This is a genomic window from Streptomyces sp. NRRL F-5630 (assembly GCF_000719475.1).
In the GTDB taxonomy this organism is placed as follows: Bacteria; Actinomycetota; Actinomycetes; order Streptomycetales; family Streptomycetaceae; genus Streptomyces.
Genome location: NZ_JOGO01000036.1, coordinates 41,858 through 56,792, shown reverse-complemented (window position 1 = coordinate 56,792; position 14,935 = coordinate 41,858). Strand labels below are relative to the sequence as shown.

Below are 14,935 nucleotides of genomic sequence, written 5' to 3'. Positions count from 1 at the left end.
GCGTGTGTTGTTGCCGGATCTACGCGTCCTCGTCGCAGTCCTCGTACTCGACGCTCTCCGCGCTCGCTGACGTCAGGAAGTTCCCGGCGTGCTTGTCACCCCGCGACATGGCGTGCTCCACCCAGCCGTGGGCATCTTCTATCGTCAGCTCCCCGCCCTCGTACTCGTCGCCGTCCGGGTAGACGGCGAGGTACCCAGAGAACTGAATCACTGCCTTCTTCACGGTGCCTCCGTTGGTCGACTAGCGGTGCTTCTCGTCGTGCGCTTCCCACACCTCGGCGGGTGCGTGGTGCTGGAGCAGGCGCTCCGCGTCGCGGAAGCGGTTCATCAGCCGGACGTCCGTCCGCACATCGCGCACCACGTAGCCGTCGGCCGTGCCCTTCATGCGGCGCTTGACGACCGCACAGCCGAAGGGCTGGCCGGCGTTGATCGCCTCGCGGTTCGCCTGGGCGATGTACGAGGCGAGCGTGATGGTCTTCTCGGCCTTCAGCTCGGCGGCGTGGAGGTACAGGCCCGAGACGTCGCCGATGTCCTTGGCGCCCATCTGCACGTTGCGGTGAGCGTCGGGGTTGTGATGCTCTCGGAGGTAGGCGACGTAGGCGGACTCCCAGGCGGAGCCCTTTTGCTTACTGGGGTTGGCCATCGGCACCCTTCCGTCGGTCTCTCATCCGGATAATGCGTGCCACCGCCTGGTCGTGGCGGCGGTAGTTGCCGAACGGCACCCGCTTGTCGTTCACGAGGTCCCAGACGACGTACAGCGGGTAGTCGCAGCCGTAGGAGAGGGCAACGGGGCTGGGCTGCTGAACTCGGACCTCGTAGTCCGTCGGCCGGTCACTCGTCTCGGACACGGGCTAGCCCTATCCTGGCGATCTCGGCCGCCTCGCCGTAACAGGCCCACTCCTCCCGGCTTATGCCCTCGTCGGACGAGCGCAGTTCGTAGCCCCGCTCGCTGATCTCGGAGGCCACTCTCGTGCGCACCGCCGCTTCGAACTCGGCAACGAACGCCGCCTTGCGGTACGCCTTGTCGCCGTACCAGTGACCGAAGAGGGCCCACACCTCCGGAGAGATGTTCCAGTCTTCGCCGTCGATGTGGGTCGTCACGTCCCCGCCCCCTTCACCACTACCGCACCGCCGAGATCCACCAGCGTGTCGCCCCACGTCGCGAGGTACGCGGGACCGCCACCACGGCTGAAGGCAATTCCGTTCATCCCCTCGATGCAGCGGTACCCACGCCAGGCGAGCCACGACGAGGCGTGAAGTACTTGGGTGCCGCCGTTGATCCTCAACTCGGGTCCGTCGAGCGGCAGTCCCCGCACCGGCTCCGGGTTTGTACGGCGTCTCCAGCTCATCCGTCCCCCTCAGAAAATGTCGACGGTGATCACGAGCGCTTCGCCGTTGTCCAGCTCGCGCAACAGGTCGAGGATCGTTGCCGCCGTCGACAGCTCCTCCCCCTCGCGTGAACTGACCACCTCATTGCCCTCGTGCAGCCCTTGGAGCATCACTTGGTTGGTGGCTCCGACCTCGGCCTGAGTGGTCCTCACTTTGTGCACGTTGATGTAGCTCATTCGTCCTCCAGCTCGTTCAAGAACTCCTCCGTCAACCACGGCCACTTCGCCATCGCCGCGCGGGGCAGACGCTCCACGGGCTCGGTGTCAGGCAGGGCGCGGACGACGCGGGTGTTGGGCTCGTGGGTCACCACTCCTCCCAGTCCGACACGTCGCCGTACGTCAGCCCGGAATCTGTCCGAGCCGCCGTCTCGACGTACTCCAGCCTGTGCACCGCCACAGCCGCCACGTTGGGACGAGCTGCCAGGATCGTGACCATGTCCGGTACTTCGTCAGCGTCGTAGGTGAAGTGTTCGGACACGCGCACGGTGTTGCCGTCCGAGTTCACGAACCGCACGCTCAAGCGGTACAGCTCGCCATCGAAGATGCTCATCAGCTCTCCTCCATCCTCAACACCGCTCCCCTGCTCACTGCCACGCCCACGGCCTCCCAGTACCGAGCCCAGTCCCGCCGCTCAGTGGCCGCCCTGTACACCACCACGGCGTCGCCCCTGCCGAGGGAGCGGATGTCCCCGAGGGCCGGCGCCGTGGTGGAGATGGTGAGGGTCACAGCTTGGCGAGGGGGCCGAACGTGCGCTCGACGTAGCCCGGGTAGTAGTCGTCGCTCCACGGGTACGCGGTCGAGTACCGTCCCTCTACCTGGCCGCCCTCGTTACGCCGGAACTCCCACACGTCGCCGTCAACGTCTCGGTACCTCGCGCCCAGCTCGTACGTCTTGCCGTCGTACTCGACGGTGTCGGAGGCGGTAGCGGCGACCGGCGAGGTGATCTCCTGGAGAGCCTGGAGGATGTTCAAGCGGACTCGGGTAGCGTCACTCTCGCCGACGAGCACTCGCAGCTCGTCGGCCTCGTGCTCCGTCAGCCGGAGCACGACGGTGGTCTCTTCGATGGTGCGCGTGGTGGTCTCGTACGCGGCGGATGCCATGGGTTCTCCTCGTAGTCGGTGGTGCTCCTACGCCCAAAGCCCCCGGGCCACGTGGGCGCCGGGGGCTGGGATGTTGCTACTTCTTGGTGAGAGGGCCGTAGCCGCTGACCGTTTCGGCGAGGCTCCAGTGCCACGGGCAGCCGTCGTCCTCGGTCCCGTACGCCAACTGCCCCTGTGGGGTGCCGGTGCCGTCGTCGGAGATCTCAGGCCGGAACCGGAAGAGGTCCCCATCTCGGCCCTGGTACAGCGCGCCGTACTCGTAGACGACGCCGTTGTACTCGAAGCCGGCAGCCGGCTTGTCGTCGATGGGGGTGACTTCGGCGGCGTAGAACGTGCCGCCGTCGTCCAGGTCGACTTCGTAGGGGTGGGGCCCGCCCTCGTAGGGCTCCCATGTCTCCGTGTTGCTCGTAACGACCCCCGTCCGGCCGTGACTCGCCTCCGCGTACCTCGCCCGGTCCACCCGGACTCGCGTGCCGACGGGGACGAGGGCGGGCTCGTCGGCCGGGGCGGGGCGGACGCGCTGCTCGTTCGGGAAGAAGAGTGTGCCATCCTCCGTGCGAACCACCCACACGGGGCGCTTCCCCGCCTCGTCATACGGGCCGCCCACGATGACGGACGGGGTGCCATAGGCGGTGACCCTGTCGCCGACCTTGAAGGCGGGGAGCGGCGCGATGCTGCGTGCAGACAGCATCCAGTGCACCGGGCTACCCTCGTCCTTCACAAGGTACATACCCGCACCTGCCACCCCCTGGAAGGGGCCGAACACCACCTCCCCGGGCCCGGACACCTCGTTCGTGACCTTGTCCCCGACCTTGAACGTCTTCTCGTCCATGCTCTCTCCTCCATGCGTGCGAAGGCCCCCGCGTCGTCGGTGCGCGGGGGCCGGGGTGGTGTGGGGTCAGTCGGTGGTGTCGGCGTCGCCGATGACCACCACGTGTTCGGCGCTGACGTACTGCGGGGCGAGCGTCGAGCGGGCCGAGAAGCCAGAGTCACGGCCGGTCGGCTGGACCTTCAGGCGCGGGATCACTCGGCCCGCCCGCTTGTCGCTCATGGTCTCCAGGACGGTCGCCTCCGTCTGCCGCACCCGGTTCCCGCGGCGCGTGGCGTAGACGATGGTCTTGCCGGGGCGGATCTCCGCCCCCGTGAAGTCGGTGAGCCGGGTCTTGGCCATATCAGTTCTCCTCGGGCGCGTCGAGTTCGAGCAGGTGCTTGAAGGCGGCGTACGCCTGGGCGGGCACTACGCCATTGCCGATGATGTGAAGCTGCTTCGCCCGCGGGTCGCGCCCCTTCGGGACGAGATCCGGTACGTCGGTGACCCACCCGTCCGGCAGCCACATCAACCACTCGGCGAAGCGAGCGGTGAGGCGTCGTCCGCCCCGGGGGCCGGTCTCCGTCGGGAGTGGTGCGGGCCGCCCGGAGAGAGCTTCCTGCCGTCGGATGGCGGGCTCGAAGTCCGCCCAGTCCTGGACGAGTTCGGCCTCCTCCACCGCAGGAAGCAGGTACACCACCTCGTCGTCGAGCGTCGGCCCATGACCGCCGGCCTTGCGTTTGTCGGGGTGCTGAGCAGCGCCGTTCCGGCCGAGGTTGGCGGTGGGGGTCTTGAGCAGATGCCGAACAGCGTCGGTCAGCGTCGGCCGCGGGTGGGTACTCCCGTATGGGGTTCCGTCCGCCCGGTAGTTGGCGCTGGACCTGGAGTCAGCCGACAGAGGTGACGGCAGGTACCGCGACGGCGAACCATCTGTCGCGGTGGTGGGCGGCTCCCACGTCGGAAGCTCGTAGGCACGTCCACCGGACGTCATACCCGATCTCGGCCAGGTCGGCGACGACTTGCCAGAGCCCCCGCGACCGGATGGCCGAGACGTTTTCCAGGAAGACGAGGCGCGGTCGAAGGACGCGAACTGCTTCCACGACATTCCGGTAGATCCCTGACCGGTCACCGTTGATCCCCTCTCGTCGGCCCGCGTTGCTCAGGTTCTGGCAGGGGAACCCCGCCGTGATGGTGTCCACCTCTCCGATGAGCTGCCGCCAGTCGTACGTGGTGATGTCACCGATGTTCGGCGCGTGCGGGTAGCGGACGGCGAGCACCTTCGACGCCGCCTCGTCCACCTCGGCCACATAGGCGACCCTGTCGCCCGTCAGGGCCTCTACGGCGAGCCCAAGGCCCCCGTATCCCGCGCAGAGTTCGAGGATCGGCACGGGCTACCTCCTCTGTGTGCGTACACTCGTGAAAGCGCCCGCCCCTCCGTATTGCCGGTACGGAGGAGCGGGCGCGCTGCGTGGTGGTGCGGGTCAGGCGGCCTTGGGAATGTCGTCCGCCCCGACGGCCTCGTACGCTCCGAGGACCTTGACCGAGGGCTTGTTGTACGCCACATCCTTGCCCGACTTCGCGGTGTACTCGATGTGTTCGATCGTGAGCGTCGCACGGACCGGGCCGTCGTAGGCGTCGACGTCGGCGATCAGCTCGTGGAGCACCTTGACGAACTCCCACGAGCCGGAGTTGAAGCGGAAGAGGCCGAGGTCAGGGGCGTCGGTGAGGCGGAACGTGATGTCGATGCTCGGCTTCGGGCCGCGACCCACGCGCGCCTTGTCCTTGCGCTCCTGGAGCGACTCGGGGCAGCCGCACGCCTGCCCCTTGTCCTCCTCCGGCGAGAGGTAGGCGACGCCGTCGCAGTGGTGGAAGAGACCACTCGCGCTGAAGAGCTTCATGCTCGCGTCGATCTTGTCGCTCGACTCGATGATGATGTTGACGCTTTTCGAGGTGGTGAGGACTTCGAGGTTGTCCTCCCTGTCCGTGTTCCACTCCTCCGGCTCACCACCGAGGAGGCGTGCCAGCTCGGCAGCCACCTCCGGGTCCCCGGTCGTGACCCTCCACTCGTTGAGCGATTCCGGCATCTTGCCGACGAGGCGGCCGGACCGGAAGCGGCCCACGATGTCGCTGGTGAAGCGCGGCTTGGGGCGGGCGTCGGGGTCGGTCTCGAACAGCTTGAAGATGTTGTTTGCCATGGAGCGTGATTCCTTTACGGTGAGTGGCCAGTAGCGGCCTGTACCTCTGTTGTGGTGCAGTCGGCGCCAGATGTTCCGTCAGGAGCGTGCAATGTTTGACGCTCCTATGTGAGACGTGCCTTGAGCTGGGCGTTCTCCTCCTGAAGAAGTTCGACAGCCTCCCGGGCGAGGGCGATCTCCCTGCGGGCACGGCGTCGGGCGGAGAGCCAGGCGAGGCGGTACCGGTCTCGCTCCTGACGACGCTTGGACATCTCACGCCAGAGCCAGCCTGCGAACTCGTCCTGGCGGCGTGCCTCTTCCCGCTGACGCTGTACCTGGACGCGGAGGTACCGCCACGCCCCAGCGGTGACCTTCGCTCGCCGTCGGGCCGACGTCCAGGCGAGGCGAAGACGGGCATTCGCCACCATCAGCTCTTCGGCGTGCTTCTCGGTCGCCGTCTCCCGCTCGATGGCATCGGTCGCGCGGCGGTGCTCGACGGCGAGGACGTCCCGAAGCTTTGCGGCCTCTGCCTCCTCACTCTGGATGTCGTCGTATCGCGCCCAGACAGACCGGGCGCGCTCGTAGAACTCCTCATCAGCCACGTCCGCACACCACCTTCCAGAGATCCCCTGGGGTCACGTCCCCCGGTATCCGACCGTCACTGAATAGGTGCACGCCGGCCCGGAGATAGACCTCGTCTACCAACTGCGAGCAAATGAGGTGCCCCGTGTCCGCCACGTAGTCCCGCACCCACCGCGGACGGATGCGGTAGAAGGCGAGGCCGATGGAGGCGTAGTCCAGGAAGCTGTACGGCGTCCCGACGAGGGATCGCGCGTGAAGCGTTATCGCTGCGCGCTCTTCGGACGTCAGCGGGACGACCCCCGTCGACCACGCGACAACGGGGCTTGCCTCCTCCAGCGGGATCAGCTCCGCCCCGCCGGGCATCGCTTGGACGACCATGCCGCCACCCACGTAGACGAGGGCGTGTTGTACGGGGGCGCCGTCGCCGATGAGGTGTTGGCCGAGGTTGATGAGGCGGCCTGTCAGTCCCTCGATGCGGGTGAGGCCGAAGTCGCCCGGGAGTGGCGTCGTCACCTCGTCCCCCACTTCGGACCTCGGAACGTCTCGGGGACGTCGGGCGCGAACAGGTGGGGGAACTCCTGCATCAAGGCGGCGTTGGCCTCGTGTACGAGGTGCGGGTTCACAGGCCGGTCAAACTGCACGGCCCAGCGCCGGAAGACGAGGCGACGGGTGTACTTGTTCATGCGTAGTCCTCCTCTGCGACGGCAGATGCCTGCCGTACCATCTGTTCGATGACGGGACCCCATCGCTTCTCGGCGCGTTGCACAGCGCCCACGAAGGGCGCCTCGTAGGCACGGACGAGGTCTGCCGTTGTCTGGGCGCCCCAGCCCATGACGTACCGCTGCCGGTAGAGCGGGAACACACGCAGCCGCCTTGAGTACGTCTCATACGCACGCAACCGGGCACGGGTCTGCTCATGCTCCCATCGCTGCTCGATGAGTTCACGGTCCCGCCAGTCGAGCCCTTCACAGCGCTTGCAGGCGGCGGCACGGCCGTGCCAGGGGGTCTCGCGGAACTCTTCTCGTGGACGCCGATGGCGGCACCGTCCGGCACACTTGAGCGCCCCGGGCTGCGAGGCTTCGTGACGGAGGACTGCCTCCGCGAGAGTCACCATTCGCCATCCTCGTCGGGGTCCCACAGCTGGCAGCCGTCCTCCTGGACGACGTCCGCCAGTGCCAGTGCCAAGGTCGTGAAGTCCACGAAGTCGAAGCGGCCCGACAACTCCGCTCGCTCAAGAGCTTTCGCCAGGTGCTCGACGGCACACTCCTCCGCCCTGTCCGCGTAGCGCGTGCCGGGGCGGTAAGACACGAGCGGCACTGCCTGTCGTCGCAGTCCGTTCACCCCGGCGTACGTCAGCCTCGTCCCGATCGTGGCACCGATGTCTTCGGTTTCGATGTCTACGCGGTGGAGGTACGCGCTTACCGGAAACGTCAGGTACGGAGTGGGTCGTATCAGCTTGACCGTCATCCGCCCACCGCCGCCTTCAGGGCGCTCGCGAGCCACGTCCCCGCGATGTGGTCCACGACGGCCGGCGACCGCCCGCGGGCGAGAAGGTCAGCCTTGAGGCCGTCAGCGGCGTCGAGGATGGGCTCCAGGTGCTCGCGGGCTTCGAGCAGGACAAGCGACAGTGCCTCGCGCTGCTCTTCGACGGTGGGTGTCTTGCGTCCGAACATCAGCGTCCGCCCTTCGGATCGTGGTCCCCAGCGAGCGCGCGCAGCGTTGCGGCCTTCGACTCCCTGAGTGCTCGCTCACGCATCGTTGCGGCGGCGTACCGGCAGGCTTTGACGACGGCCGACTCCATGTTGCTGTGACGCTCCTCAAAAACGAACGTGTCCGCGACCAGCCGCGACATGAAGCGCCGTTGCTCGCGAATCTCCACCTTGTAGCCAACATGAAGCGTCTGCCGTACCCGGTAGAAGTACCCCTCTGGCAGCTCCGGGGCGCCGGCTGCGACGAGGTCAGCCATGCTCATGCGCGCGCCTCCAGATCTGCGAGCAGGTCCCGAGCGGGCTCCCAGTCCTCCACCTCGCCGAATTCCTTGACCAACCGCAGTGCGCGACGGATCAACTCCAGCTCCGACAGGGCGAGTTCCACGTCTACCTTGCCGACGCTCTTGATGACTGCCATCAGTCCCTCTCCTCCAGAAACCTGGCCACTTGCAGGACGTCGTACACACCCACGGTCTCGTCCCACTTCAGAGACGTCACGAGAGCGTGGGCCGAGCGGAAGACATCCGCCCGGCGGTGCTGCTCCGCGGCCCGCTCGATGCCTTCCGTGGTCTCGACTTCGACGCTCACTTCGTCTCCTCCCTCGCCTCCCGAATCCATCGCCGCTCCTCCCGCCTCTTCGCCATGTGCTTCACGACCGGACTGCGGCTGCTGTCGATGGAGCAGCACGAGCAGAACCACCGCAGCTCGTGGGACTTGCGCGTCATGCGGCTCACTCGGCACCCTCCTGCACGCGCGCAGCGCGGTACGCCGACGCTTTGTCAGGCTCGTTGGCCAGAAGCCACCGATACGTTCGGAGCCCGAGGGCCGTCCACCCCGCGCTCGCTTCGCTGCGTCTGATTCCTCCTGCGGAGCAGCGCGAGCCGAACGGAGGCGGCGTGCGGTGCTGGTACATCACCGGGTCGTCACCCCCGCGAACAGCCAAGCCGGTGTACCCGCCACAGCGAGGACACGTGCCTCCTCGCGAGTGCGCCATCAGTCCCTCGCCTCCGTCTCCCCCACAAGGTCCACGAGCATCAGCGCCCGGTCCAGCGCCTCCAGGACGTACGCGACGCCGGGGTAGAGATCCGCGTCCGAGGGGGCGAACCGGGTGTCCGCCAGTTCCTCGCGGAGGGCGGCCAGGGTGGTCGGGGTCATGGGGTCTCCTTGCTCGGGTCGATGAGGTCGGCGGCCGTGTCTACGACGTGCCTGAGCGGCGCCTGCTGTCGGGGCGCAGGGTACGTAGCGGCGGCCCATGCGCGGACCTCCTCCGCCAGCTCGTGCGCGAAGGCGTCGACAAGCTCCTCCGCCTCGCGGTAGAAGTCGGTCATGCGGCCCCGACGGGAGACGGCCCAGGTGTTGGCGAGGGTGACGACGAGGCGGGAGCGGGCGTTCATGCCGTCACCTCGTCCAGCTCGTCAAGCAGCGCCAGGGCGTCGGCACGGCTCATCTCGACGGTGGCCACGGTCCGTCCGGCGGCGTCGCGGACCCAGAGGTCCACCTCGATGCCTCGCGGGGAGACGGTGACGGTTGAACCGTTGGCGGTGTGGATGGTGCGTGAGGTCTTCATGGTGACTCCTCCTCGGTAGGTGCTTCTACGCACTCAGCCCCCGGTGCCGAAGCAGCCGGGGGCGAGGTGTTGTTGCGGTGGGTCAGGAGCGGGCGAAGGCGTCTTCAGCGGCGGCCAGGGCCTCGGCCCAGGTGACGCCGGCGTCCTGTGCCTCCTGGGCCGTCTGGAGCGCCAGGGTGGAGGTGTCCTCCCATTCAAGATTGGTGACGGAGGGCACCATGGAGCAGGCTCCCTCCCCCTCCCACTTCGCCAGCTCCACCAGCGGCACCCCCAGTCGGTGGAGCACCGTGCCGACGAGGCAACCGGGCTTCGCGGTGCCGTCGTCGTGGTGAACGTAGAGGCAGGCAGCCGCACGATTGTCCGCCTCCGGCCTCGCGTACACGTAGTCCGGCCGCTCGGCGACGACGGCCCGCAGGGTGCTCATGACCTCGTCGGCCGTGACCTTGATGCGCTCCATGACGTCTCCTCGTGAAGTGGTGTGTGGTTCTACGCCCAAAGCCCCCGGGACCGAGGTCACCGGGGGCTGAGGTGTTGCGTTACTTTGATCGGTCCTTCGTGGACGCCCAGATGAGGAGGGCAGCAACGAGCACGACTAGCGCTGCTCCGCTCACGCAGCCGCCTCCCACTTGCCCGCATCCTGGTTGTCCAGCGTCACCTTGAAGACGCCCCGGGTCTGCGAGTGGTAGACGCAGATGCCCTCGGGGCTCATGAAGCCGGGGGCGGCCACGGACCCGTAGACCCCCAGGTCCGTCATCGCCCGGAAGATGGCCGCCTCGGCGAAGGTCCCGCGGTAGAGAACCGGCACCGAGGTGACCTCCGCACCGCCGAGAAGCGCCGACATTTCGGCGTACCTGTCGGTGTTGAACAGCGAGAACCGCCTCTCCTCCAGCCCGTACCCGCGCTGGATGCCGCGCCCCCACCACTCGCCGAAGTGCGTGCCCTCGCCGAGGATGCGCACGAGGTCTGCGGCGTTCTCGTAGACCCAGGCGGCGAAGCCGTAGTTGTCGGTCGTCTTGCCCGGGGTGATGATCCGGCGCCGGGACTGAGCGGTGAGGACGTACTGCACGCCGTCCAGCACCACGGCAGCCGACTCCACCGGGTAGGCGCCCGGTTCCACACCTCCGGGAACTGCACTGATGTGCACCGCGCTGTTCGTCCCGTCGATCTTCTCCGTCACGACGATGTCGCGGAACAGGCGCCGGGTCTTCGGCCACTCTACGAACTCGTGCACGTTCTCTCCTCCGCTAGTCGACTATCGGGTCTTCCGGAACAGGGACCGCAGCACGCCGGCCACCACTCCCACGCCGAGGAAGATCAGCAGCGTCGCCCCGAACCCCATCGCTGGGACCGAAGCCGACACCTCGTGGTGCGCGGCCCCGAGCGCGAGCATGAGCAGCCAGGCGTGGAACGGGATGAATCCCAGGCCGACGATGGCGCCGGCACAGGCGACGCCGGGACCGGGGGCGTTGGTGGTGCGCGGTGCCTGCCGGGCGGTCGTCATGCGTCCTCCCCCTTCAGCCGGGTGATCTCCAGGGCCTGCGAAACGATGACGTCGCGGAGACTGGCCTCGGTCTCCTTCGCGAAGGTGTGCCAGACCAGCGGGGGAATCCACGTCTTCGCAGCGTCGATGCGGCCCACGGTCTCCAGTCGTCGCGTCAGCGCTTCACGCTCCTCGGCCCACTCCTTCCGCTCCGCTTCCAACTCGGCGTGGATGCGGTCCCGGTCGCGCTGGGCGGTGAGAAGGTCCGCGCGAAGGCCGGTCAGCTCTGTCTCGATGACGCCAAGGGCGGAGTCCGCCCGGCGCCGGTACACATCATGCAGCCCGCCGGGCTCGCGGTCCCACCGACCACCGGGGTGCGCCCGATCGAACAGCGCTCGTGCCACACGCTCTCGCAGTTCCATCACGCCGCCCGCCTCTGCGTCCCGGTCTGCTGCTCGCCAGTGCGCCACACAGGCTTGCCGATCACGCGCTTCTTGCCGTCCTTCTCCCAATCGAAGGTGTGGCGAAGATGGAGGAAGGCGTCGAAGACGTCCTCACCGCACTCGACCGGCACCAGCGACGCACCTTCGGGGCGAACGTGGAGCACTGCGCCTCCGTCCCACTTCGGGACGTCAACTGATTCGCCAGTCGACGCGAGGATGATGCGGTTCGCGTACCGGTAAGCCGAGAGCTGGAGGGCGACCGAGTCGTAGACGGACTTCGACGTCTTCCAGTCGATGCCGACGGCCTCGCCCTCCACCTTCGCGATGGCGTCGAACGACCCGGCGTAGCTGTGCTCGTCGGACCACACGGTCTCTTCGAGGTGCAGGAACTCGGGCTGTACCTCCTCCAGGAACTCGCGGAACCAGCGGACGTGCGGCTTGATGTCCATGTGGACGTGCCGGTCCTTGATGTCCTCCCCGCGCGCCAGGCGCTCGAAGACGTCGTGGGCGGCCGACCCCCGGTCCGCGGCCTCCTGCGTGTAGCGCCGAGGCGCCCGCTTCAGGTAGTCGATGGCGCCTGCGGGGTCTCGCTCGGCGAGCTTCAGGACGGTGTCCCGGTGCTCGACGGCGGCCTCGGCAACGAGCTTGGCGTTCCAGAACTGAAGGAAATCCTTCGGGGCCATTCCGACGATGCTGGTCACGCCCGGAACCTTGATCCGGCCGTCGTCCGGGTTCACGTACCAGCGGGACCCGCCCCGCTGTAGGGTGCTCACTCCTGCGGCCATGTGGCCTCCTCTCGTCTACACCTGTGTTGTGGTGCAGTGCGAGGAGGATGTTCCGCTGGCGGCGGGAGTTTCTTCGTCGGGTCTCCTCGTCCCCGGCATCCGTGCAGACCGCACGCCAAAACGCCAAACTAACCCCTGTTTTCATTTCTTCTCTAACGCGTTAGAGAGAAAGTGAAACTAGGGGTTAGTTTGGCGGTTTGGTGCGAGGTCTGTCTCCGGAGGAGGTGGACGAGGAGCCGGTCGACGTCAGGTGCCGTCGCCCATGCGCTTCAGCTTCCGGCGCAGGGAGCGGATGCGGCTCTCCATGGCGGCTAGGTTATCGTCCAGTTTTTGGCGCTGCCCCGGTGTCATGGAGTCCCGGACTACCTCTTCGTCAACCTGATCAACAACCCGTCGCGCGGCCTCCGCGAGCCGCAGTTGGTCCGCAGTCGCCTTGACTGCGAGGCCCTTCTCCGACGCTGCGGAGGGCTTGGCTTCGACAGCGCGAGGCGGCTTCTTCTTCCGGCTGGTCTCCTGTACCTGGATCGCCGTCACAAGCGCACGCGTACGGGTCGCCTGCTCCCGCATCCTGTCGACCGGCTTCGACTTGAGGAGGTGGAGGCTTGCCAGCTCGTCCGGTGTGTACACGTCACGCATCAGGTTGCCGATGTGATAGCGCACCCCGCTGCGGATCGACTCTTTGAGGTCGTCCGGGATGTTCGCCGCTTCGTACATATCGGATACCCGGCGCCGGTACTCGTAGGAGTCGCCGGCCAGGTCCCCCATCTGGCGTCGCAGCGCCAGACACACCACTGCCACGTTCTTCTTGAGAGTGGTGGCACTGTCCTGTACGCGTACATACTCACGTGAGTAGGCGGTCCCTCTCGCCACCAGCGCGTCGACGGTCTCGTGGGAGATATCCCGGATGTCCAGTTCCGGTGCCGGGGCGCCCGTCGGGAGTGCGGGGGCAGCTTTCCTCGACCGCTCGACGGCGCTCATGGTGTCCTCTCGTAAGACATCGTCCCGAAGATAGCGTGAAAACCTCGCGGCTTCCAGAGGCAACCCTAACGCCGCCGGAATTCCGCGTTGCACACGCCGCAGACAACGGGACCTCTCGCCGCCTCGGCCTGGGACATCCGGAGTAGGCGAGGTGGTGAGCACTTACATGTGAGGGAGCGCCTGGAATCCCGGCTCGGGCGGGGGGCAGACGGTACCCGCAGCGCATCTGTAGCGTCCGCCAGGGCGTTGCGGATGGCCGCCATGTCCTTTGCGTACCGCGACCGGGTCTCGTCCGCCAGTTCGGCGGTGAACCCCGTGCCGCCAGTTGCACGACCCTGCGGAGCATCGCTTGGGCGTACGAGACCCATTTCCTCGGCAGCATCCAACCATCGCGTGTTGTGGTAGGCCCCGCGGGACGACGTGTCTTGTACGCCTCGTCGCCAGTTCAGGAGGTGCGCCGCCTCGTGCAAGACTCTCTCCACCACGGCGTCCGCGCCGGCCTCCGCAGTCTCGGCATGGATGAGCAGGCTTTCCACCGTGTCGTCGTCGCGGGTTCGCCACCGGTCCGGACCGTGGTCCCGAGGCTCCCGCCCGGGGACGATGACGAGCTGCACAGCGGGGAGACCGGGATGGTCTTTCCTTAGTCGGTCCCACAATCGGCTGATAGCCATTGCGAGCGGCTCAGTTGTCGATGTTGGCATGGCGGAGAGGGTACTCATAGGATGCGCTCCCATCCGACCACCGCAGGGCCCTTGACGAGCGTAAAACGTTACACGCTCGTCCCGCGCCACAACGCAAAAAGGCCCCGCCCTCCCAGCGGGAAGACGGGGCCTAGGGTCAGTCGACGTCGAAGAACGCCAAGCAGGCGTCGAGGTCGATGCCCCGTTCCGCCAGGGCGTCGCGGAGGAACGCCCACGGCTCGCGGTTGCCCTTGGAGAGGTTGCACGCCTGACAGGCGGGGACGAGGTTGAAGAGGGCGTGAGGGCCTGGGGTGGCGGATTCGTCGGCAGGCTTCAGGGGGTAGAAGTGCTCGACGTGAAGGGGTTCAGCGGGACCGGCGCAGAAGAAGCAGGCGTAGAGGCCGTGCTCCTGCCAGTCGGCGTAGAGGTCGGCGGGGGTGAAGGGCTCGATGGTTGCGGCTGCGAGGCGAGCGCGACGTCGGTGCGCTTTGTCGCGGTGCTTATCGGGGTTGGCCTGGCGCCATTGACGGTCGTACTCAGCCTTCCATTCCCGGTTTTGCATGTACCACTGACGGTTGGCCTCAGCCACCCGTTCCCGGTTCTGCTCGCACCATTGACGGTGGGCCTCAGCCACCCGTTCTCGGTTCTGCATGTACCACCGACGGTTGGCCTCAGCCACCCGTTCTCGGTTCTGATCGCGCCACTGGCGGGCACGATCGGGGTTTTTCTCGCGCCACCGACGCGTGTCCGTGGCCGTACATGCACGGCACTTGCTCATGCGGCTACCCGCACTCTTCGATTTGAACGAGAACGCCTCCAACCCCTTCACCACAAAACACTTCCCGCACACCTTCGCCCCCACCCCCTTCTCCCGCATCGCCCTGTTGAACCGCATCCGTGCTGCCCTGTCCGCGAGCGGACTCGCCTTGGTCTCCATACGCCGAAAGCCCCCGGCTCCGAAGAGGCCGGGGGCTGCGGGTCCTACTCGTCGTCCTTCGTCGGGCTCACCTTCGCCCGAGTGCTCTCGCCTACGAGGATCGGCAGCGCGACGGCTCCGATCATCCCGATCTGCTCAGCCACCGGGGCCGAGATCGAGGGGATGACGAAGGCAAGCGCGAGGACTGCCGACGTCAGGGCGGAGCGCAGGCGTACGGGCTCCTGTTCGGCGAACCGCTGGAGCGCGAGGTATGCGCGGAGGGAGAGGGTGTGGAAGAGGTCTGCTAGTCGACTCACGGAAGGTC

At 67.2% G+C, this 14,935-nt stretch carries 34 protein-coding genes; all 34 read right to left on the bottom strand.

What is annotated here, in order from left to right; all coding sequences use genetic code 11:
* Positions 1-19 precede the first annotated feature (19 nt).
* Complete coding sequence (locus tag IF99_RS0118015) at positions 20-211, bottom strand: hypothetical protein (RefSeq protein ID WP_030997551.1); 192 nt, start codon at positions 209-211, stop codon at positions 20-22.
* Positions 212-241: 30 nt separating this feature from the next.
* On the bottom strand, positions 242-643 hold the full coding sequence (locus IF99_RS0118010) for a hypothetical protein (protein WP_030997550.1): 402 nt from the start codon (positions 641-643) through the stop codon (positions 242-244).
* Positions 644-831: 188 nt separating this feature from the next.
* Positions 832-1,101 (bottom strand): hypothetical protein, encoded by a 270-nt coding sequence (locus IF99_RS0118000; RefSeq protein ID WP_030997548.1) that lies wholly within the window; start codon positions 1,099-1,101, stop codon positions 832-834.
* On the bottom strand, positions 1,098-1,349 hold the full coding sequence (locus tag IF99_RS0117995) for a hypothetical protein (RefSeq protein ID WP_158716614.1): 252 nt from the start codon (positions 1,347-1,349) through the stop codon (positions 1,098-1,100). The genes IF99_RS0118000 and IF99_RS0117995 overlap by 4 nt, the downstream gene beginning before the upstream one ends.
* A 9-nt stretch (positions 1,350-1,358) precedes the next feature.
* Positions 1,359-1,541, bottom strand: coding sequence for a hypothetical protein (locus IF99_RS0117990; RefSeq protein WP_158716613.1), 183 nt, complete (start codon positions 1,539-1,541; stop codon positions 1,359-1,361).
* A gap of 20 nt (positions 1,542-1,561) precedes the next feature.
* The gene (locus IF99_RS35480) at positions 1,562-1,696 is read right to left on the bottom strand and encodes a hypothetical protein (protein ID WP_267882244.1); all 135 of its coding nucleotides are present in this window, start codon (positions 1,694-1,696) and stop codon (positions 1,562-1,564) included.
* Entirely contained in the window at positions 1,693-1,938 is a 246-nt protein-coding gene (locus IF99_RS0117980) for a hypothetical protein (protein ID WP_030997545.1), read from the bottom strand. Before IF99_RS0117980 ends, IF99_RS35480 begins: the two co-directional genes overlap by 4 nt.
* A gap of 172 nt (positions 1,939-2,110) precedes the next feature.
* Positions 2,111-2,488, bottom strand: a complete 378-nt coding sequence (locus IF99_RS0117970; protein ID WP_030997544.1) for a phiSA1p31-related protein — start codon at positions 2,486-2,488, stop codon at positions 2,111-2,113.
* A 76-nt stretch (positions 2,489-2,564) separates the two neighbouring features.
* On the bottom strand, positions 2,565-3,320 hold the full coding sequence (locus tag IF99_RS0117965; protein ID WP_030997543.1) for a phiSA1p31-related protein: 756 nt from the start codon (positions 3,318-3,320) through the stop codon (positions 2,565-2,567).
* Between the two features lie 66 nt (positions 3,321-3,386).
* Positions 3,387-3,659 carry a hypothetical protein gene (locus IF99_RS0117960; protein WP_030997542.1) on the bottom strand — a complete coding sequence of 91 codons (273 nt, stop codon included), beginning with the start codon at positions 3,657-3,659 and terminating at the stop codon, positions 3,387-3,389.
* Between the two features lies 1 nt (position 3,660).
* Entirely contained in the window at positions 3,661-3,993 is a 333-nt protein-coding gene (locus IF99_RS34970) for a hypothetical protein (protein ID WP_234340737.1), read from the bottom strand.
* A 190-nt stretch (positions 3,994-4,183) separates the two neighbouring features.
* The gene (locus tag IF99_RS34965) at positions 4,184-4,684 is read right to left on the bottom strand and encodes a DNA cytosine methyltransferase (RefSeq protein ID WP_030997540.1); all 501 of its coding nucleotides are present in this window, start codon (positions 4,682-4,684) and stop codon (positions 4,184-4,186) included.
* Positions 4,685-4,777: 93 nt separating this feature from the next.
* A complete protein-coding gene (locus IF99_RS0117945; protein WP_030997538.1) occupies positions 4,778-5,491 on the bottom strand; it encodes a hypothetical protein in 714 nt (237 codons plus the stop codon).
* A 104-nt stretch (positions 5,492-5,595) separates the two neighbouring features.
* A complete protein-coding gene (locus IF99_RS0117940) occupies positions 5,596-6,072 on the bottom strand; it encodes a hypothetical protein (protein WP_030997537.1) in 477 nt (158 codons plus the stop codon).
* A complete protein-coding gene (locus IF99_RS0117935; RefSeq protein ID WP_037827112.1) occupies positions 6,065-6,565 on the bottom strand; it encodes a hypothetical protein in 501 nt (166 codons plus the stop codon). Before IF99_RS0117935 ends, IF99_RS0117940 begins: the two co-directional genes overlap by 8 nt.
* The gene (locus tag IF99_RS34010; RefSeq protein ID WP_158716612.1) at positions 6,562-6,735 is read right to left on the bottom strand and encodes a hypothetical protein; all 174 of its coding nucleotides are present in this window, start codon (positions 6,733-6,735) and stop codon (positions 6,562-6,564) included. The genes IF99_RS0117935 and IF99_RS34010 overlap by 4 nt, the downstream gene beginning before the upstream one ends.
* Positions 6,732-6,914 (bottom strand): hypothetical protein, encoded by a 183-nt coding sequence (locus tag IF99_RS34005; protein WP_158716611.1) that lies wholly within the window; start codon positions 6,912-6,914, stop codon positions 6,732-6,734. The genes IF99_RS34010 and IF99_RS34005 overlap by 4 nt, the downstream gene beginning before the upstream one ends.
* Positions 6,915-7,159: 245 nt before the next feature.
* Positions 7,160-7,519 carry a hypothetical protein gene (locus IF99_RS0117920; protein WP_030997534.1) on the bottom strand — a complete coding sequence of 120 codons (360 nt, stop codon included), beginning with the start codon at positions 7,517-7,519 and terminating at the stop codon, positions 7,160-7,162.
* Positions 7,516-7,725 carry a hypothetical protein gene (locus IF99_RS0117915; RefSeq protein ID WP_030997533.1) on the bottom strand — a complete coding sequence of 70 codons (210 nt, stop codon included), beginning with the start codon at positions 7,723-7,725 and terminating at the stop codon, positions 7,516-7,518. The genes IF99_RS0117920 and IF99_RS0117915 overlap by 4 nt, the downstream gene beginning before the upstream one ends.
* Entirely contained in the window at positions 7,725-8,024 is a 300-nt protein-coding gene (locus IF99_RS0117910) for a hypothetical protein (RefSeq protein ID WP_030997532.1), read from the bottom strand. Before IF99_RS0117910 ends, IF99_RS0117915 begins: the two co-directional genes overlap by 1 nt.
* Positions 8,021-8,179: a hypothetical protein gene (locus tag IF99_RS34345; RefSeq protein WP_199806510.1), complete on the bottom strand. Its 159-nt coding sequence runs from the start codon at positions 8,177-8,179 to the stop codon at positions 8,021-8,023. Before IF99_RS34345 ends, IF99_RS0117910 begins: the two co-directional genes overlap by 4 nt.
* Positions 8,179-8,349, bottom strand: a complete 171-nt coding sequence (locus IF99_RS34340; protein ID WP_199806509.1) for a hypothetical protein — start codon at positions 8,347-8,349, stop codon at positions 8,179-8,181. The genes IF99_RS34345 and IF99_RS34340 overlap by 1 nt, the downstream gene beginning before the upstream one ends.
* Complete coding sequence (locus IF99_RS34000) at positions 8,346-8,495, bottom strand: hypothetical protein (RefSeq protein ID WP_158716610.1); 150 nt, start codon at positions 8,493-8,495, stop codon at positions 8,346-8,348. The genes IF99_RS34340 and IF99_RS34000 overlap by 4 nt, the downstream gene beginning before the upstream one ends.
* A 259-nt stretch (positions 8,496-8,754) precedes the next feature.
* A complete protein-coding gene (locus IF99_RS33995) occupies positions 8,755-8,916 on the bottom strand; it encodes a hypothetical protein (RefSeq protein ID WP_158716609.1) in 162 nt (53 codons plus the stop codon).
* Positions 8,913-9,155: a hypothetical protein gene (locus IF99_RS0117885; RefSeq protein WP_030997531.1), complete on the bottom strand. Its 243-nt coding sequence runs from the start codon at positions 9,153-9,155 to the stop codon at positions 8,913-8,915. Before IF99_RS0117885 ends, IF99_RS33995 begins: the two co-directional genes overlap by 4 nt.
* Positions 9,152-9,328, bottom strand: a complete 177-nt coding sequence (locus IF99_RS34335) for a hypothetical protein (RefSeq protein WP_199806508.1) — start codon at positions 9,326-9,328, stop codon at positions 9,152-9,154. The genes IF99_RS0117885 and IF99_RS34335 overlap by 4 nt, the downstream gene beginning before the upstream one ends.
* A gap of 82 nt (positions 9,329-9,410) precedes the next feature.
* Positions 9,411-9,785, bottom strand: a complete 375-nt coding sequence (locus tag IF99_RS0117875; RefSeq protein ID WP_030997529.1) for a hypothetical protein — start codon at positions 9,783-9,785, stop codon at positions 9,411-9,413.
* A 150-nt stretch (positions 9,786-9,935) separates the two neighbouring features.
* A complete protein-coding gene (locus IF99_RS0117870; RefSeq protein ID WP_030997528.1) occupies positions 9,936-10,559 on the bottom strand; it encodes an RNA ligase family protein in 624 nt (207 codons plus the stop codon).
* A 21-nt stretch (positions 10,560-10,580) separates the two neighbouring features.
* Positions 10,581-10,829, bottom strand: coding sequence for a hypothetical protein (locus tag IF99_RS0117865; RefSeq protein ID WP_030997527.1), 249 nt, complete (start codon positions 10,827-10,829; stop codon positions 10,581-10,583).
* Positions 10,826-11,233 carry a hypothetical protein gene (locus IF99_RS0117860; protein ID WP_158716608.1) on the bottom strand — a complete coding sequence of 136 codons (408 nt, stop codon included), beginning with the start codon at positions 11,231-11,233 and terminating at the stop codon, positions 10,826-10,828. Before IF99_RS0117860 ends, IF99_RS0117865 begins: the two co-directional genes overlap by 4 nt.
* Entirely contained in the window at positions 11,230-11,952 is a 723-nt protein-coding gene (locus IF99_RS0117855; RefSeq protein ID WP_234340736.1) for a PD-(D/E)XK nuclease family protein, read from the bottom strand. Before IF99_RS0117855 ends, IF99_RS0117860 begins: the two co-directional genes overlap by 4 nt.
* Before the next feature lie 330 nt (positions 11,953-12,282).
* Entirely contained in the window at positions 12,283-13,014 is a 732-nt protein-coding gene (locus IF99_RS0117850) for a hypothetical protein (protein ID WP_030997524.1), read from the bottom strand.
* Positions 13,015-13,851: 837 nt separating this feature from the next.
* Positions 13,852-14,631: an HNH endonuclease gene (locus IF99_RS33990; RefSeq protein ID WP_158716607.1), complete on the bottom strand. Its 780-nt coding sequence runs from the start codon at positions 14,629-14,631 to the stop codon at positions 13,852-13,854.
* A 44-nt stretch (positions 14,632-14,675) separates the two neighbouring features.
* Positions 14,676-14,927, bottom strand: coding sequence for a hypothetical protein (locus tag IF99_RS0117835; RefSeq protein ID WP_030997521.1), 252 nt, complete (start codon positions 14,925-14,927; stop codon positions 14,676-14,678).
* Positions 14,928-14,935 lie beyond the last annotated feature (8 nt).

Bases quoted from the DNA above. Each gene is read 5' to 3' on its own strand.
- IF99_RS0118010 (WP_030997550.1), bottom strand. From the start codon at position 643: ATGGCCAACCCCAGTAAGCAAAAGGGCTCCGCCTGGGAGTCCGCCTAC.
- IF99_RS0117995 (WP_158716614.1), bottom strand. From the start codon at position 1,349: ATGAGCTGGAGACGCCGTACAAACCCGGAGCCGGTGCGGGGACTGCCG.
- IF99_RS0117980 (WP_030997545.1), bottom strand. From the start codon at position 1,938: ATGAGCATCTTCGATGGCGAGCTGTACCGCTTGAGCGTGCGGTTCGTG.
- IF99_RS0117970 (WP_030997544.1), bottom strand. From the start codon at position 2,488: ATGGCATCCGCCGCGTACGAGACCACCACGCGCACCATCGAAGAGACC.
- IF99_RS0117965 (WP_030997543.1), bottom strand. From the start codon at position 3,320: ATGGACGAGAAGACGTTCAAGGTCGGGGACAAGGTCACGAACGAGGTG.
- IF99_RS0117960 (WP_030997542.1), bottom strand. From the start codon at position 3,659: ATGGCCAAGACCCGGCTCACCGACTTCACGGGGGCGGAGATCCGCCCC.
- IF99_RS0117945 (WP_030997538.1), bottom strand. From the start codon at position 5,491: ATGGCAAACAACATCTTCAAGCTGTTCGAGACCGACCCCGACGCCCGC.
- IF99_RS34010 (WP_158716612.1), bottom strand. From the start codon at position 6,735: ATGAACAAGTACACCCGTCGCCTCGTCTTCCGGCGCTGGGCCGTGCAG.
- IF99_RS0117920 (WP_030997534.1), bottom strand. From the start codon at position 7,519: ATGACGGTCAAGCTGATACGACCCACTCCGTACCTGACGTTTCCGGTA.
- IF99_RS0117915 (WP_030997533.1), bottom strand. From the start codon at position 7,725: ATGTTCGGACGCAAGACACCCACCGTCGAAGAGCAGCGCGAGGCACTG.
- IF99_RS0117910 (WP_030997532.1), bottom strand. From the start codon at position 8,024: ATGAGCATGGCTGACCTCGTCGCAGCCGGCGCCCCGGAGCTGCCAGAG.
- IF99_RS34345 (WP_199806510.1), bottom strand. From the start codon at position 8,179: ATGGCAGTCATCAAGAGCGTCGGCAAGGTAGACGTGGAACTCGCCCTG.
- IF99_RS33995 (WP_158716609.1), bottom strand. From the start codon at position 8,916: ATGACCCCGACCACCCTGGCCGCCCTCCGCGAGGAACTGGCGGACACC.
- IF99_RS0117885 (WP_030997531.1), bottom strand. From the start codon at position 9,155: ATGAACGCCCGCTCCCGCCTCGTCGTCACCCTCGCCAACACCTGGGCC.
- IF99_RS34335 (WP_199806508.1), bottom strand. From the start codon at position 9,328: ATGAAGACCTCACGCACCATCCACACCGCCAACGGTTCAACCGTCACC.
- IF99_RS0117875 (WP_030997529.1), bottom strand. From the start codon at position 9,785: ATGGAGCGCATCAAGGTCACGGCCGACGAGGTCATGAGCACCCTGCGG.
- IF99_RS0117865 (WP_030997527.1), bottom strand. From the start codon at position 10,829: ATGACGACCGCCCGGCAGGCACCGCGCACCACCAACGCCCCCGGTCCC.
- IF99_RS0117850 (WP_030997524.1), bottom strand. From the start codon at position 13,014: ATGAGCGCCGTCGAGCGGTCGAGGAAAGCTGCCCCCGCACTCCCGACG.
- IF99_RS33990 (WP_158716607.1), bottom strand. From the start codon at position 14,631: ATGGAGACCAAGGCGAGTCCGCTCGCGGACAGGGCAGCACGGATGCGG.